Source organism: Thalassococcus sp. BH17M4-6 (genome assembly GCF_049323015.1).
Lineage (GTDB): Bacteria > Pseudomonadota > Alphaproteobacteria > Rhodobacterales > Rhodobacteraceae > Puniceibacterium.
Map to the genome: position 1 here is coordinate 89,866 of NZ_JBMPGU010000004.1, position 14,872 is coordinate 104,737.

Consider the following 14,872-nt stretch of genomic DNA (forward strand, 5'->3'; position numbering starts at 1 on the left):
AAGAGCACTAGGATGACAGGACAAATGAGATTGATCGTGATCTGCAGCGCCTCGGCCCTGGCGTTGTCGGCCTGTGCTCCTTCGGTGCCCGACAGCGGCGCGGGCGTCGGCTTTGGCGACTACAACGAATACCAGGCTCGCACCGCCGCGCGCGACGCCCAGCTCGAGGGCCGCACCACGGTTCCGCCGCCCGCCGATGTGTCGTCCTCCACCCTCAGCGGCGATCCGGTGATCGACGGGGCAGAGGCGGCGCTGAACGGCACCGGCGCCCCCGCCGCGGGCCCGGTGCCGCAGACCGTGGAAAACGCCGCCGGCATCTCGAACGAGAACAACTTCGACACAGTGTCGAGCGAACGCGACATCGCCGCCGATGCCGCCCTCATCGCTCGCAACCGCGCACAATACGAGGTGATCCAGCCCACCGCGCTGCCGACGCGCAGCGGCTCGGACGGGCCCAATATCGTCGACTATGCGCTGCGCACCACCAATGCGCGCGGCACACCGCTTTACCGCCGCTCCTCCTTCACCTCCGAGGCCAAGGCGCAGCGCGCCTGCGCCGCCTACGAGTCCGACGATCTCGCGCAAGAGGCCTTCCTCGCCGCAGGCGGGCCCGAGCGGGACCGCCGGGGCCTCGATCCCGACGGCGACGGCTTTGCCTGCACATGGGATCCCACGCCTTTCCGTGCGGTACGCCGGAACTGACCCCGCACTGGCAGCCGTCCCCGAATTTCGGCCCGCGCCGCGATGGCGCGTTGCCCGATCTCGTGGTCATCCACTACACCGCCATGACCGATGCCGCCGCGGCCTGCATGCGCCTGTGCGACCCCGCGGCCGAAGTCTCGGCGCATTACCTGATCTCGGAAACCGGTGCGGCCTGGCACCTTGTCGATGAGGAAAAGCGCGCCTGGCACGCGGGCGCGGGGCAATGGGGCCACGCAAGGGACGTCAATTCCCGCTCGATCGGCATCGAACTGGCCAACACCGGCCGCCATCCGTTCCCCGAACCGCAGATGTGCGCGCTGGAAACCCTGCTCGCGGGCATCCTGTCCCGCTGGCACATCGCCCCCCAAGGCGTCATCGGCCATTCCGACATGGCGCCCGGGCGCAAGATCGACCCCGGCCCCCGGTTCGACTGGCGCCGTCTTGCGCAGCAAGACCTGTCGATCTGGCCCGTGCCCGTGCCCCCCGGCGACTTCCACGCAGATGCGAAAACCTTCGGCTACGTCTGCGACGATCCCGACACGCTGCTCAGCGCCTTCCGCGACCGTTTCCGCCCTGGCGCCACCGGCCCGCTGAGCGACGCCGACGCCGCGCTCATGGCCGACCTGGCACGGCGCTTCCCCGCGCCCTGATCTTCTTCTTGGCCGAAACTCCAGAGAGCACGAGAGACAGCGTCTCTCGTATCGCCCAAGGGGCGATCCCCCTTTTACTCCAACTCGTAAGGCAGCACGCCGCGCCGATCCGGGGGGATGCGCAGCTTGCGCTCCAGCGGCGGGACCGAGCGTTGGTGGCAGGCCACCCGTTCGCAGATCCGGCAGGAGATGCCGATGGGTTCGAATGCGCCGTCGCGGCCCAGATCCATACCATCGGCATAGACCAGCGCGCCCGCATGCTTGACCTCGCACCCCAGCGCAATGGCATAGCGGCGCACCGGCGCGCCGAAATGCCCACCGGGCTTGCTGACATCGCGCGCCAGCGAAATATACCGCACCCCGTCCGGTGTCTCTGCTAACTGTCGCAGGAACCGGCCCGGCGTCTCGAACGCGCGGTGCACGTTCCAAAGCGGACAGGCGCCGCCGAACCGCGCGAATTGCAGCCGGGTGGCGGAATGGCGCTTGGTGATCGTGCCGGCCTGATCGACCCTTACAAAGAAGAACGGAATGCCCTTGGCGCCGGGGCGCTGCAGCGTCGACAGCCGGTGCGCCACCTGTTCGATCGACGCGCCGAACCGTGCCGCCAGCCGTTCCAGATCGTGCCGGGTCTCCTGGGCGGCGGCCAGGAACACCCGGTAGGGCATCATCGCCGCTCCGGCGAAATAGTTGGCCAGGCCGATCTTGGCGATGGCCCGCGCCGCATCGGACTGGAACCGCGCCAGATCCAGCGTCGCCTCGAGCAGGGCGTTCTGCCGTAACAGCGCCACCTGCAGCAGCAGCTGAAAGGTCTGCGTCTCGGGCGGGGCAAGGGCCGAGAGGGTCAGCACGCCTGTTTCGCTGTCGAACTGACGCAGTGCCGGATCGTGGGCAAAGCGCACGCTGATGCCCTTGCCGGACAGGCGGCGGATGGCGGCGGCGCGGATGTCGCCTTCGTCCCCCAGAAGCTGGGCAAAATGCTCGGCGGCGCGATCCACCGCGTCGATGTAGTTGTCGCAGTAGTGAAAGAAGTCGCGCACCTCTTCCCAGGGGCTGGGCTGCAACTGCGCGCCCTCACGCCCCAGCGCTTCGTCGAGGCTCGCCAGTCGTTCATGGGTCTGGCGGTAGGAGCGGTGTAACTCCAGAAAGGCGCGTGCCAGGGCGGGGGCGTTGGAGGCGGTGAGCCGCAGATCGGCCAGGGGCGGCGGACCGTCGGCAAAGACCGGATCGGCCAGCGCCTCGCGCATGTCGGTGACCATGCGTTCGGCATCGCCCTGACCCAGCTCGGTCACGTCAAAGCCGAATTCCTGCGCCAGCGCCAGCACCACCGTGGTGGAAAGCGGCCGGTTGTTGTTCTCCATCTGGTTCAGATAGGGCAGGGACACGCCCAGCTTCGCGGCGAAATCCTTCTGCGTCAGGCCCAGCCGCGTGCGGATTTCGCGCAGCTTGGCCCCGGCATAGAGCTTTTGGGCGGGCATGGCCTTGGGACCTCGGAACTTTGCATCTTAGCGACCGGCTGACGGCAGTTTTGCAAAGCCCTCAGATCCTGTCCAGCACAATCAGCCGCGCCTCGCGCCAGATGACGAACCGGATGGCGATGATCGCCAGCAGCGAGGTGATGAACATGATCCACAATAGCGGCCAGGCCCCCGTGCCGGGTTGCAGCAGCGCGCCCGCCAGCGCCGACAGTGCCGCCCCGCCGCCGATCATGATCGTCCCGCCCAGCCCGCTGGCGGTGCCCGCCAGATGTGGCCGGACCGAAAGCATGCCCGCGGTGGCGTTGGGGATGGTCATGCCGTTGCCCAGGCCGACCAGGGTCATGAAGCCAAAGAACGTCAGCACGCTGCCGTGGCCCATGGCAAAAACCAGCATCGACGTGCCCACCCCGGCCGCATTGATGAGCGAGCCCCAATAGACCATCCGGTTCACCCCCACCTTCGCCGAATAGCGGCCCGAGGCAAAGTTGCCGAGGAAATAGCCCACCGCCGGCGCGCCGAAAAAGAGGCCCAGTTCCGACGGGGTCAGGCTGAACACCTCGGTCCCCACGAAGGGCGCGCCGCCGAGGTAGGCAAAGAACGCGCCCGAGGCGAAGCCCGATGCGAGCGCATAGCCCCAGAACCGGGGCGAGGTCAGAAGCTCGGGATATTCGCGGAATTGCTGGGTCAGGGTCAGCCCGCTTTTCTGCGCGGTTTCGCCCAGATCGCGCCAGGCCAGGGCGAACAGCAGCCCGCCAAGCGCCAGCAGCAGCCAGAAATTCGCGTGCCAGCCCCAGATTTCATCCAGCACCCCGCCGATGGCCGGGCCGATCATCGGCACCACTGCCATGCCCATGGTCACATAGCCGATCATCGACGCCGCCTGGTCCTGCGGAACCATGTCGCGCACCACGGCGCGGCTGAGCACCATCGAGGTCACGATGACCGCCTGCAGCATCCGGAAGGCCAGAAAGACATAGGGATCGCGCGACATCAGGCAGCCGACCGTGGCCAGCATGAAGCCCGCAAGCCCTGCCAGGATCACCGGGCGTCGGCCCACCTTGTCCGAGATCGGGCCGATCACGATCTGCAACAGCGCGTTGACCGCGAGATAGACCGCCACCGACAGCTGCATCAGCCGGTATTCGGTCTGGAAAAAGTCGGTCATGTTGGGCAGGCTGGGCAGGAAGATGTTCATCGCCAGCGCCGACATGCCGGCCAGCAGGATCAGTGTCGCGATATGCGGCGGGGTGGTGCGGTCCAGAAACCGGACCTCGGGATGTGCGCTCATGCAGATGTGGTAGGCCGCGCATGGCCGGTTGTCCAATATGACCTGCGGTCCATTCATATTTTTGCAGATTTGCGATATGCTTTCGCACGCCCTTGCATTGTTTGCAAATTTGCCGAAATCTCCTTGCTGCGCTGGTGCCGCGGCCCTAGTCTGGCGCGAAACGACAGGGGAGCCGGGTCATGAAAGATATTCTTCAGGAACTTGAAAGCCGCCGCTCCGAAGCGCGGCTTGGCGGCGGGCAGAAACGCATCGACGCTCAGCATGCCAAAGGCAAGCTCAACGCCCGCGAACGGCTCGAGCTATTGCTGGACGAAGGCAGTTTCGAAGAATTCGACATGTTCGTGGCGCATCGCTGCACCGACTTCGGCATGGAAAAACAGCGCCCTTACGGCGATGGCGTGGTCACCGGCTGGGGTACGATCAACGGCCGCATGGTCTATGTGTTCAGCCAGGATTTTACCGTGCTGGGCGGCTCGGTGTCCGCAACCCACGCGCAGAAGATCTGCAAGATCATGGATATGGCGGTGCAGAACGGCGCGCCGGTGATCGGTATCAACGACTCGGGTGGCGCGCGGATTCAGGAAGGTGTGGATTCGCTCGCAGGCTACGGCGAGGTCTTTCAGCGCAACGTCATGGCTTCGGGCGTGGTGCCGCAGATCAGCATGATCATGGGGCCCTGCGCGGGCGGGGCCGTCTATTCGCCCGCGATGACCGACTTCATCTTCATGGTCAAGGACAGCTCTTACATGTTCGTGACCGGCCCCGACGTGGTCAAGACCGTTACCAACGAACAGGTCACCGCCGAGGAACTGGGCGGCGCCACCACCCACACGCGCAAATCCTCGGTCGCCGATGCGGCCTTTGAAAACGATGTCGAGGCCTTGGCCGAGGTGCGGCGCCTCGTGGATTTCCTGCCGCTCAACAACCGCGAAAAGCCGCCCGTGCGGCCGTTCTTCGACGAACCGGGCCGGGTCGAGATGAGCCTCGATACCCTGGTTCCCGAAAACGCCAACACGCCCTACGACATGAAGGAACTGATCCTCAAGATCGCGGACGAGGCGGATTTTTACGAAATCCAGGCCGATTTCGCCAAGAACATCATCACCGGCTTCATCCGGCTTGAGGGGCAGACCGTCGGCGTGGTGGCGAACCAGCCGATGGTGCTGGCGGGATGTCTGGATATCGACAGTTCGCGCAAGGCCGCGCGGTTCGTGCGCTTTTGCGATGCCTTTGAGATCCCGCTGCTGACGCTGGTCGACGTGCCGGGCTTTCTGCCGGGCACCAGCCAGGAATACGGCGGCGTGATCAAACATGGCGCAAAGCTGCTGTATGCCTATGCCGAGGCGACGGTGCCCAAGGTCACGGTGATCACCCGCAAGGCCTATGGCGGGGCCTACGTGGTCATGTCTTCGAAACATCTGCGCGGCGATTTCAACTATGCCTGGCCCACCTCCGAGATAGCGGTGATGGGCGCCAAGGGCGCGACCGAAATCATTCACCGCTCTGATCTGGGCGATCCCGAAAAAACCGCCCTGCATACGCAAAGTTACGAGGACCGGTTCGCGAACCCGTTCGTGGCTGCCGAACGCGGCTTCATCGACGAGGTGATCCAGCCGCATTCGACCCGCCGCCGGGTCAGCCGCGCCTTTGCCGCCTTGCGCGGCAAGAAGCTGGCGAACCCCTGGAAAAAGCACGACAACATCCCGCTTTGACCGGCTTTCAGCCTTCTTCAGGCCCGCGGACATCCGCGGGCCGCTCACCCGATCAGATCCACGGTGGCATGCCTCAATCCGTTTCCCTGCAGCCCGACGCCAGCCTTTCCCCGCATCGGGACGGGGGTTGGTATGTGGCGTGTGACGCGCGGACGTACGTTCTGGCGCGGCACTGGCCGCCGCGGTTCGACGTAGCGGCGCGGGCGGAATTTCCGGCGGCGCTGGATTCGGCGCGGCTTGCCCGGCAGATCCGGCAGGATCTGTGGCGCCGGTTGCAGCGGCTGCGGGGCTTTTCACCGGTCGTCGCGGTCGATTACGAAGGCGGGGCCCTGTCTGTCACCGCTGGAGGCCGCGTCGCCGCGCGGGGATGCGTCCCTGCAGACACCCGGATGCAGATATCTGACCTGCTGACCGATCCGCGCCACCGCGCGCGATGGATACGCTGGGCCCGGCGCCGGGGGCAGGCATGACCGGTCCGGTCACGACAGGTAAGGTTGCGGGCGCGCCCCGCGATCCGGCAACCCCGGCGGAAGGAGCCTGGAAACGGGGTCGGGGTTGCCTGCTGGTTCTGGCGCTGACCGCCGCACCGGCGCTGGCCGAGATCGGCGTTTCGCTGCCATCGGGCCTGGATGTCACGCTGCACGAGGTGCTGACCGACGATGCCGAGAACGGATCGCTTTTCCGGTTCCGCTTTGTCGCGCCCGAGATCGCCCAGGCCCAACGAAGCGTCGAGGAACTGACCGACGACATGCAGCATCTGTGCCAGGAATTCGCGCTGCCGAAGCTGTCGGACCTTGGCGCGGAACCCCGCCAGATCGTGGTCAGTCTGTCGGCGGAAATCACCGATTTCGGCGTGCCCACACCCGACGTCCGCCAGGTTTTCGAGGCCTTTTCGGTGCGGGACGATGTCTGCATCTGGGAGCCTTTCTGATGGCTGCACAATATCTTGCGGACAAAAGCTCAGGTCGTTGCCGGTTTGAGGCTTTCGGAACACAAAAGCCGGGTGGTGCAGGGCATAAGTATCTTTTCCCAATCTTTTCCGGTAAATTCGGGAACGGTTGCCTTCACGCAGCCGTTACACTCGGGCGGAGACTGATGGGGCCGAAAGGGCTTGTCGGCTCCGTTGAACTTGACAGGAGTAAAATATGTCCAAGAGCATCAAGCTTCTTGCAATGTTGGGCGTCGTTGCGACGGTGTCCGCGTGCGGGCAGCAGCAGCAGGAAGAAGAGTTTGTCGTGGTTGATCCGGAGCCGATCACGGTCGAGCCGGTATACACCGGTAAATACAAGTAAGTTCCCGGCCGGACGGACCTTCGGGTTCGTCCGGACGTCTGCTCGCCCCGGTTTGCCGTCGCGCCCTTTCGCGGAGGGCAGGCCATGCTGAAGCATCGCGGGTTTCCGGGCCGTCTGCCCGGCACAGATTTCCAGTTCACGATCCGTCGCGCCAATCCCAAGGGCGCCACCCCGCTGATCCGGCGCGAACGTTTTGCCGACCGCCGCCCGCCTGACCGGCGGGCAGACCTTTGGTTCATCGCCGCCCTGTGGCACCATTTCGGCGATCAGCCGTTCGAGCGTGGCAACCTCGATTCTGGCAGGCTCAGCTGGCTTTTCGGCCGCGAGGTCCTGCCCTACGACGATCCCTTTGATCCGCAAAGCTACGACGCGCAGCTGGTGTTGGACGAACGCGCCGCGCGCGCGGCGTTCCCCGAGGCGTTCAAGGGAGATCTTTGGGCATGATTTTGCCACCTATGCGGGAAAATGCGCGGAAACGGGCCGATGCAGCCGCAGGCCGTCGCGCGGGCTTGGCAGGCGCCGGGCGGTCTGCCAGCGTCACCATGTGGCGAGTGTTTCCGAGTTGCGACCCGGACCTTTGCATTCACCGTTACCCTTCCCCTAAAGGGCGGCTTGGGACGTCCCCCGTCCAGCCGCCCGTTTTTTTGCGCGCCGCCCGTGCGATGAGCGGTAAATCGCTTGACTGGCAAAGACTTGCCACATTTTCGATCCGAACGAACAAGGCATGGAACCTGATCCAATTTGCCTGTGTTGATGTGGCACAACCACTCAATATCGGATCGGAGAACATCCAATGCAGACCATCGCGAAAACCGCCGTCATCTTCTCTCTCCTGGGGCTTGCGGCCTGTGAAGGCAGCGACCTCGAGCGCGGCGCGCTTGGTGCAGCGGGCGGCTATGCCATCGACCGGGCCACGGGTGGCGACGGCACCGTCGGCGCAGCGGCCGGTGTGGTTGCTGGGGTCACCTGCGACGACGTCACACCCGGCGTCTGCCGCTAACACAGCTTTCGCCGCGCACCGCGGCACCGACAGATCAGCAAAGGCCATCCGGGGCGTCCCCCCGGGTGGCCTTTTGCATGTCATCGCCGCCGCCGGAACGCGCGGCCACGAAACGCCACCCGCGTCGGCGCGGGTCAGAAACTGAAAGGGACAGATATGTTCGACAAGATCCTGATCGCGAACCGGGGAGAAATCGCCTGCCGCGTCATCAAGACAGCCCGCAAGATGGGCATCAAGACCGTGGCGATCTATTCCGACGCCGACAAGAACGCACTGCATGTCGAGATGGCCGACGAGGCGGTGCACATCGGCCCGCCGCCCGCCAACCAGTCCTATATCGTCATCGACAAGGTGATGGAGGCGATCAAATCCTCGGGCGCGCAGGCGGTGCATCCCGGCTATGGCTTCCTGTCCGAGAACCCCAAGTTCGCGCAGGCGCTGGAGGCCGCGGGCGTGGCCTTTATCGGGCCGCCGGTCAAGGCGATCGAGGCGATGGGGGACAAGATCACCTCGAAGAAGATCGCGCAGGATGCGGGCGTGAGCACTGTCCCGGGCTACATGGGCCTGATCGAGGATGCCGACGAGGCGGTCAAGATCTCGTCCGAGATCGGTTACCCGGTGATGATCAAGGCCAGCGCCGGCGGCGGTGGCAAGGGCATGCGTATCGCCTGGAACGACGCAGAGGCGCGCGAGGGCTTTCAAAGCTCCAAGAACGAGGCGGCCAACAGCTTTGGCGACGACCGGATCTTTATCGAGAAATTCGTGACCCAGCCGCGGCATATCGAAATCCAGGTGCTGGCCGACACCCACGGCAATGCCGTTTACCTGCACGAACGTGAATGTTCGATCCAGCGCCGCAACCAGAAGGTCGTGGAAGAAGCGCCAAGCCCCTTCCTTGATCCCGAAACGCGCAAGGCCATGGGGGAACAGGCAGTGTCTCTGGCGCAGGCCGTGGGCTATGCCAGCGCGGGCACCGTCGAATTCATCGTCGACGGCGACAAGAATTTCTACTTTCTCGAAATGAACACCCGCCTGCAGGTCGAACATCCCGTGACCGAACTGATCACCGGGATCGATCTGGTCGAACAGATGATCCGCGTGGCCAACGGTGAAAAGCTGACGATCACGCAAGACGACCTGACCATCAACGGCTGGGCGATCGAGAACCGGCTTTATGCCGAGGATCCGTATCGCGGGTTCCTGCCGTCCATCGGGCGGCTGACGCGCTACCGCCCGCCGCAGGAAGGCCAGTGGGAGGATCATTCCGTCCGCAACGACACCGGCGTCTATGAGGGTGGCGAGATCTCGATGTACTACGACCCGATGATCGCCAAGCTTTGCACCTGGGGCAAGGACCGGGCCACCGCGATCGAGGCGATGCGCGTGGCGCTCGACAAGTTCGAGGTCGAGGGGATCGGGCACAATCTGCCCTTCGTCGCCGCCGTCATGGATCATCCGAAATTCGTCTCGGGCGACATGACCACGGCCTTCATCGAAGAGGAATATCCCGACGGCTTCCAGGGCGTGACCCTGGGGGATGCGGAACTGCGCCGCGTCGCCGCCGCCGCCGCCGCGATGAACCGGGTGGCCGAGATCCGCCGCGCGCGGGTGTCGGGCACACTCGACAACCACGAACGCCGCGTCGGGGACCGCTGGAACGTGGCGCTGCAGGGCGAAAGCTATGATCTGACGATTGCCGCCGAACCGGGTGCCGCGACCGTGACATTCGAAGACGGCGCGTCGATGCGGGTATCGGGCAACTGGACGCCGGGCGACCAGCTGGCAGACATGACCGTGAACGACGCGCCGCTCATGCTCAAGGTCGGCAAGATTTCGGGTGGCTTCCGCATCCGCACCCGCGGAGCCGACCTCAAGGTGCACGTGCGCACGCCGCGGCAGGCGGAACTTGCGCGTCTCATGCCCGAGAAAGAGGCCGCCGACACCACCAAGCTGCTGCTTTGCCCGATGCCGGGGCTGATCGTGAAGGTCGATGTCGAGGTCGGCGACGAGGTGCAGGAAGGCCAGGCGCTTTGCACGGTCGAGGCGATGAAGATGGAAAACATCCTGCGCGCCGAACGCAAGGGCAAGGTGTCCAAGATCAACGCGGGTCCGGGCGACAGCCTGGCCGTGGACGACGTGATCATGGAGTTCGAATAGCGCCATGTCCGACACCGTCCAGACAGTCGCGATGCTGGGCCTTGCGGCGCTTCTGGCGCTGTGGGGCATCGCGACATGGATGGGCGGATCCGAATCGCGGCTGGCCGCACGGCTGATCTTTCAGTTCTTCGGCTCCATCGCGCTGCCGGTCGCGGCGGCGATGGGGCTGATGCTGCTGCTGGTGGCGCGGCTGACCGATCTGGAAGAGCGGGTCTGGCAGGCGCTGATCGCGGGGCTTTTCATCGCGACGGGCTGGCTGACCACGGCGGTGTTTTCCGCCAATGCGCAGCGGCGCGAAAAGGCCGAGAAGACCCGCGATTACCACAAGGCGCTTTATGCCGAGATCGGCAATGCGCTGAACAACCTTTACGACGCGGGGCAGGGCGAGGCCGAGGGCAACCGGACGCTGGCGCGGATGCGCGTGGATCAGGGCTTTGTCCCGCTGGTGCCGCGCGAACATGACGATCACATCTATGACGCGGTGCTGGACGAAATAGAGGTGCTGCCGCGCGTCACCATCGATGCGATCGTGTCCTACTATAGCTTGATCAAATCCATCGCGGCGCTCTGTGACGACATGCGCGGCGACCGCTTCCGGTCCGAGGAATTCGACCAGTCGCGGCGGATCGCCATGTATTCGGATTATCTGGAAATGCGCAAACAGGCCTTTCTGTCAGGCCAGCACGCGCTGAAGCTTATCAAGCTGTATTCGGAAGGCGACCATGACGCCGCCCGCGAAGCGGCGCGGATCAGTAGCCCGGGCGCGGGCCGGTCCGACCGGTTATCGGGATCGGAGTGAACGGAATGTTGGGATCTTTTTCCATTGTCACGTCTCCTTGCGTCACTTGTAATATAGGCGCGCGGCATTACTCGCGCAAGGCATCGCGCCGGTCGCGGATTTCCTGCTGGCGCAGCGGCAGCTTGTCGATGTTGCGCGACAGTTCCCGCACCGACCACGGCTCGGGCTTGCGCAGCACGACCGTGCCGTCCTTGGCCAGCACCACTGTCATGAACCCGCGCGGGCGCAACTGTCGCCGTGCCTGGCTGCCCATGAAGGGATCGGTGTCGGTGATAATCACCACGTCGCGTTCGTCCAGCACGTCCAGCCGCTCGGTCAGCAACTGCATCTGCTGCACGTATCGCGGATCGGCGGCGTTGTCGGCAAAGACGACAAGCGGCCGCTTGAGCCAAAGGAATTCTGCCAGATCGACGGTGTCGGCAGGCAGGATCATCTCTTCGGTTTGGACCGGTGCCTGGATCGGGGCGCTGGTGCCCGCGGATTGCGCGGGCAGGCCTGTTGCGGCGACGGCAAGGCCGGCGGCCAGCGCGAATGTGACATGTGCTCTCATGCTTGCAAATATAGTCAGCCCGCGGGGCATTGCGAACGGCCAAGTGACCACGGGCCGTGAAAATTTTCGCATTAAGAGCTTTGTCAGGGGTGCCGGGTCATGATCGCCGCCACATGCAACAACGGCGGGCACGGCTTTGGACATCATTTTGCACCTTGGGGCGCACCGCTGCGCCTCGACCAGCTTTCAGACCTACATGCGGCAATCGGGCGCGGCGCTGGCCGGGCAGGGGATCGGCTTCTGGGGGCCGCATCGAACCCGCAGGGGTCTGTTTCACGACCTGGCCGACCAGCCGAGCAACAGCAGGCGCGGGCGCCGGGCCGCAGGCCGCGTGGCGCTGTCCTGCGCCGCGACGGCAAGGCGCGGTGCGGCGGTTCTGCTGGTGAGCGACGAGAACATGATCGGCACGCCGCGCGGCAACCTGCGCGCCGGCTGCCTTTATCCGCAGATCGGCGAACGCATGGCGCGGTTTCACAATGCCTTTGGGCAGGGCCCGCGCCGGGCGATGCTGCAAATCCGCTCGCTCGACAGCTATTGGGCCTCGCTCCTGGCCTACCTACTGCCGCGCGGCGCGCCCTGTCCCGGCACTGCAACGCTGGCCATGCTGGCCACCGCCCCGCGCAGCTGGCGGCAGGTGATCACAGAGCTGGCCTGCGCGATGCCCGGCACCGACCTGGTGGTGACCCCCTTCGAGCGCTTCGCCGCCCGGCCCGACCGGCTTTTGCACAGCGCTACGGGGCTGCTTTATGCGCCGACGCCGCCGGCCGACGGGCCGTGGTGCAACCGCGCGCCCGATGTGTCCGCGCTGGCAGAGGTGATGGCGGCGCGCGGAGAGGACCCGGCGCGACTGGGCACCCGGTCCGGCCGCTGGATGCCGTTTTCACCCCGCGAGGCGCTGCAACTGCGCAACGCCTATGCGGACGATCTGAACTGGCTGCGCGCCGGGGCCGACGGGCTTGCGCGCTATATCGAGGAAACGGACCCGGACAAGACCAGGATCACCTGGCCGCCGGGCCTGCTGACAAGAGGACGAAACGCTGATGACATCGAAAACCCAAGAGTGGCGCGCTCTGGCTGAAAAGGAGCTGCGCAATCGCAGCGTCGACGACCTGACCTGGCAGACGCTGGAAGGGATCGCCGTCAAACCGCTTTATACCGAAGAAGACGTGGCCGATCTGCCGCATCTGGGCAGTCTGCCCGGGGCGGAACCCTTCACCCGGGGCGTCAAAGCCACGATGTATGCGGGCCGCCCCTGGACCATCCGTCAATACGCGGGCTTTTCCACCGCCGAGGAAAGCAACGCCTTTTATCGCCGCAACCTGGCAGCGGGTCAGCAGGGTGTGTCGGTCGCGTTCGATCTGGCCACCCACCGTGGCTACGACAGCGATCATCCCCGCGTGGTGGGCGACGTGGGAAAGGCCGGGGTGGCGATCGACAGCGTCGAGGACATGAAGATCCTCTTCGACGGCATCCCGCTGGATCAGGTGTCCGTGTCGATGACGATGAACGGGGCGGTGATCCCGATCCTCGCCAATTTCATCGTCGCGGGCGAAGAGCAGGGCCATGACAAGGCGGTGCTGTCGGGCACCATCCAGAACGATATCCTCAAGGAGTTCATGGTCCGCAACACCTATGTCTATCCGCCGGAACCGTCGATGCGGATCATCGCGGACATCATCGAATACACCAGCGCCGAGATGCCGCGCTTCAACTCGATCTCGATCTCGGGCTACCACATGCAGGAGGCCGGCGCGAACCTGGTGCAGGAACTGGCCTTCACCCTGGCCGACGGCAAGGAATACGTGAAGACCGCGATGGCGCGCGGCATGGACATCGACAAGTTCGCCGGGCGGCTGTCGTTCTTCTTTGCCATCGGCAAGAACTTCTTCATGGAGGCGGCCAAGCTGCGCGCGGCGCGGATGCTCTGGCACCGGATCATGACCGATCTGGGCGCGCAGAACCCGAAATCGAAGATGCTGCGCACCCATTGCCAGACCAGCGGCGTGACCCTGTCGGAACAGGACCCCTACAACAACGTCATCCGCACCGCCTACGAGGCGATGAGCGCGGTTCTGGGCGGCACGCAGTCGCTGCACACCAACGCGCTGGACGAGGCGATTGCCCTGCCCACGGATTTCAGCGCCCGGATCGCCCGCAACACCCAGTTGGTCCTGCAGGAAGAAACCGGCGTGACCAATGTGGTCGATCCGCTGGCGGGCTCCTACTATGTGGAAAAGCTGACCCATGACCTGGCCGAAGCGGCCTGGACCATCATCGAAGAGGTGGATGAGATGGGCGGCATGACCAAGGCGGTGGCCAGCGGCATGCCCAAGCTGCGGATCGAGGAGACGGCGGCGCGCCGTCAGGCCGATATCGACCGCGGGACCGAGGTGATCGTCGGCGTCAACAAGTACCGCAAGGACAAGGAAGACCCGATCGACATCCGCGACATCGACAACGACGAGGTGCGCGAAAGCCAGGTGCGGCGGCTCGAGAAGATCCGAGGGTCGCGCGATCAGGCGGCCTGCGATGCGGCGCTCGAGGAACTGGAGCGGCGCGCCAAGGAGGGCGGCAATCTGCTGGAAGGCGCGGTCGAGGCGGCCCGCGCCCGGGCATCGGTAGGAGAGATCAGTATGGCGATGGAAAAGGTGTTCGGACGGCATCGCGCCGAGGTGAAGACGCTGGCGGGTGTTTACGGCGCGGCCTACGAGGGCGACGAAGGGTTTGCCGCGATCCAGAAGTCGGTCGAGGCATTCGCCGAGGACGAAGGTCGCCGCCCGCGCATGCTGGTGGTCAAGATGGGCCAGGATGGCCATGACAGGGGCGCAAAGGTCATCGCGACAGCCTTTGCCGACATCGGGTTCGACGTCGACGTCGGCCCGCTTTTCCAGACGCCGGAAGAGGCGGCGCAGGATGCGGTCGACAACGATGTGCACGTAATCGGCATCTCTTCGCAGGCGGCGGGGCACAAGACGCTGGCGCCGCAGCTGGTCCGGGCGCTGCGCGACGCGGGGGCCGAGGATATCCTGGTGATCTGCGGCGGGGTGATCCCGCAGCAGGATTACCAGTTCCTTTATGACGCGGGGGTCAAGGCGATCTTCGGCCCGGGCACCAACATCCCCGAGGCGGCGCAGGACATCCTGCAGCTGATCCGCAAGGCCAGGGGCTGAGGGCAGGGGGCACCAAGGGCGTATTGCCAAACCCGGCGCCTGATCTAAGGTAGCGCGAAGGAAACCGCGCCGGACTT

14 protein-coding genes are annotated in these 14,872 nt (G+C 65.1%); 11 read left to right on the top strand and 3 right to left on the bottom strand.

The genetic code is table 11. The annotated features are described in order from the left end of the window. Nucleotides 1–24: 24 nt before the first annotated feature. Together ACOXXX_RS07315 and ACOXXX_RS07320 are read left to right on the top strand one after the other, a co-directional pair. A complete protein-coding gene (locus ACOXXX_RS07315; protein WP_422825906.1) occupies nt 25–702 on the top strand; it encodes a hypothetical protein in 678 nt (225 codons plus the stop codon). Then, nucleotides 663–1,352, top strand: a complete 690-nt coding sequence (locus tag ACOXXX_RS07320; protein WP_422825907.1) for an N-acetylmuramoyl-L-alanine amidase — start codon at nt 663–665, stop codon at nt 1,350–1,352. Before ACOXXX_RS07315 ends, ACOXXX_RS07320 begins: the two co-directional genes overlap by 40 nt. 74 nt (nt 1,353–1,426) lie before the next feature. On the opposite strand, the gene ACOXXX_RS07325 is transcribed toward ACOXXX_RS07320, so the two are convergent. Together ACOXXX_RS07325 and ACOXXX_RS07330 are read right to left on the bottom strand one after the other, a co-directional pair. After that, complete coding sequence (locus ACOXXX_RS07325) at nt 1,427–2,827, bottom strand: helix-turn-helix domain-containing protein (RefSeq protein ID WP_422825908.1); 1,401 nt, start codon at nt 2,825–2,827, stop codon at nt 1,427–1,429. Nucleotides 2,828–2,888: 61 nt separating this feature from the next. After that, on the bottom strand, nt 2,889–4,115 hold the full coding sequence (locus ACOXXX_RS07330; protein WP_422825909.1) for a multidrug effflux MFS transporter: 1,227 nt from the start codon (nt 4,113–4,115) through the stop codon (nt 2,889–2,891). A 179-nt stretch (nt 4,116–4,294) separates the two neighbouring features. Between ACOXXX_RS07330 and ACOXXX_RS07335 the strand changes: the two genes are divergently transcribed. From ACOXXX_RS07335 to ACOXXX_RS07365, 7 genes are all read left to right on the top strand, one after another. After that, nucleotides 4,295–5,827: an acyl-CoA carboxylase subunit beta gene (locus tag ACOXXX_RS07335; RefSeq protein WP_422825910.1), complete on the top strand. Its 1,533-nt coding sequence runs from the start codon at nt 4,295–4,297 to the stop codon at nt 5,825–5,827. A 433-nt stretch (nt 5,828–6,260) separates the two neighbouring features. After that, nucleotides 6,261–6,758: a DUF6497 family protein gene (locus ACOXXX_RS07340; protein ID WP_422825911.1), complete on the top strand. Its 498-nt coding sequence runs from the start codon at nt 6,261–6,263 to the stop codon at nt 6,756–6,758. A gap of 214 nt (nt 6,759–6,972) precedes the next feature. Next, the gene (locus ACOXXX_RS07345) at nt 6,973–7,119 is read left to right on the top strand and encodes a hypothetical protein (RefSeq protein ID WP_422825912.1); all 147 of its coding nucleotides are present in this window, start codon (nt 6,973–6,975) and stop codon (nt 7,117–7,119) included. Nucleotides 7,120–7,203: 84 nt separating this feature from the next. Beyond that, complete coding sequence (locus ACOXXX_RS07350) at nt 7,204–7,563, top strand: hypothetical protein (protein WP_422825913.1); 360 nt, start codon at nt 7,204–7,206, stop codon at nt 7,561–7,563. Nucleotides 7,564–7,912: 349 nt separating this feature from the next. Then, nucleotides 7,913–8,119, top strand: a complete 207-nt coding sequence (locus ACOXXX_RS07355; RefSeq protein WP_422825914.1) for a hypothetical protein — start codon at nt 7,913–7,915, stop codon at nt 8,117–8,119. A gap of 156 nt (nt 8,120–8,275) precedes the next feature. Then, on the top strand, nt 8,276–10,276 hold the full coding sequence (locus tag ACOXXX_RS07360) for an acetyl-CoA carboxylase biotin carboxylase subunit (protein ID WP_422825915.1): 2,001 nt from the start codon (nt 8,276–8,278) through the stop codon (nt 10,274–10,276). A 4-nt stretch (nt 10,277–10,280) separates the two neighbouring features. Next, on the top strand, nt 10,281–11,075 hold the full coding sequence (locus ACOXXX_RS07365) for a hypothetical protein (RefSeq protein ID WP_422825916.1): 795 nt from the start codon (nt 10,281–10,283) through the stop codon (nt 11,073–11,075). Nucleotides 11,076–11,142: 67 nt separating this feature from the next. Here ACOXXX_RS07365 and ACOXXX_RS07370 read toward each other — a convergent pair whose 3' ends face one another. Continuing rightward, complete coding sequence (locus ACOXXX_RS07370; RefSeq protein WP_422825917.1) at nt 11,143–11,625, bottom strand: DUF4174 domain-containing protein; 483 nt, start codon at nt 11,623–11,625, stop codon at nt 11,143–11,145. A gap of 136 nt (nt 11,626–11,761) precedes the next feature. On the opposite strand from ACOXXX_RS07370, the gene ACOXXX_RS07375 reads away from it, so the two are divergent. Both ACOXXX_RS07375 and scpA read left to right on the top strand, forming a co-directional pair. After that, entirely contained in the window at nt 11,762–12,703 is a 942-nt protein-coding gene (locus ACOXXX_RS07375; protein ID WP_422825918.1) for a hypothetical protein, read from the top strand. Then, entirely contained in the window at nt 12,666–14,795 is a 2,130-nt protein-coding gene (gene scpA, locus ACOXXX_RS07380) for a methylmalonyl-CoA mutase (RefSeq protein ID WP_422825919.1), read from the top strand. Before ACOXXX_RS07375 ends, scpA begins: the two co-directional genes overlap by 38 nt. The last annotated feature ends 77 nt before the right edge of the window (nt 14,796–14,872 follow it).

Bases quoted from the DNA above. Each gene is read 5' to 3' on its own strand.
- ACOXXX_RS07315 (WP_422825906.1), top strand. From the start codon at position 25: ATGAGATTGATCGTGATCTGCAGCGCCTCGGCCCTGGCGTTGTCGGCC.
- ACOXXX_RS07320 (WP_422825907.1), top strand. From the start codon at position 663: ATGGGATCCCACGCCTTTCCGTGCGGTACGCCGGAACTGACCCCGCAC.
- ACOXXX_RS07325 (WP_422825908.1), bottom strand. From the start codon at position 2,827: ATGCCCGCCCAAAAGCTCTATGCCGGGGCCAAGCTGCGCGAAATCCGC.
- ACOXXX_RS07330 (WP_422825909.1), bottom strand. From the start codon at position 4,115: ATGAGCGCACATCCCGAGGTCCGGTTTCTGGACCGCACCACCCCGCCG.
- ACOXXX_RS07335 (WP_422825910.1), top strand. From the start codon at position 4,295: ATGAAAGATATTCTTCAGGAACTTGAAAGCCGCCGCTCCGAAGCGCGG.
- ACOXXX_RS07340 (WP_422825911.1), top strand. From the start codon at position 6,261: ATGGATACGCTGGGCCCGGCGCCGGGGGCAGGCATGACCGGTCCGGTC.
- ACOXXX_RS07345 (WP_422825912.1), top strand. From the start codon at position 6,973: ATGTCCAAGAGCATCAAGCTTCTTGCAATGTTGGGCGTCGTTGCGACG.
- ACOXXX_RS07350 (WP_422825913.1), top strand. From the start codon at position 7,204: ATGCTGAAGCATCGCGGGTTTCCGGGCCGTCTGCCCGGCACAGATTTC.
- ACOXXX_RS07355 (WP_422825914.1), top strand. From the start codon at position 7,913: ATGCAGACCATCGCGAAAACCGCCGTCATCTTCTCTCTCCTGGGGCTT.
- ACOXXX_RS07360 (WP_422825915.1), top strand. From the start codon at position 8,276: ATGTTCGACAAGATCCTGATCGCGAACCGGGGAGAAATCGCCTGCCGC.
- ACOXXX_RS07365 (WP_422825916.1), top strand. From the start codon at position 10,281: ATGTCCGACACCGTCCAGACAGTCGCGATGCTGGGCCTTGCGGCGCTT.
- ACOXXX_RS07370 (WP_422825917.1), bottom strand. From the start codon at position 11,625: ATGAGAGCACATGTCACATTCGCGCTGGCCGCCGGCCTTGCCGTCGCC.
- scpA (WP_422825919.1), top strand. From the start codon at position 12,666: ATGACATCGAAAACCCAAGAGTGGCGCGCTCTGGCTGAAAAGGAGCTG.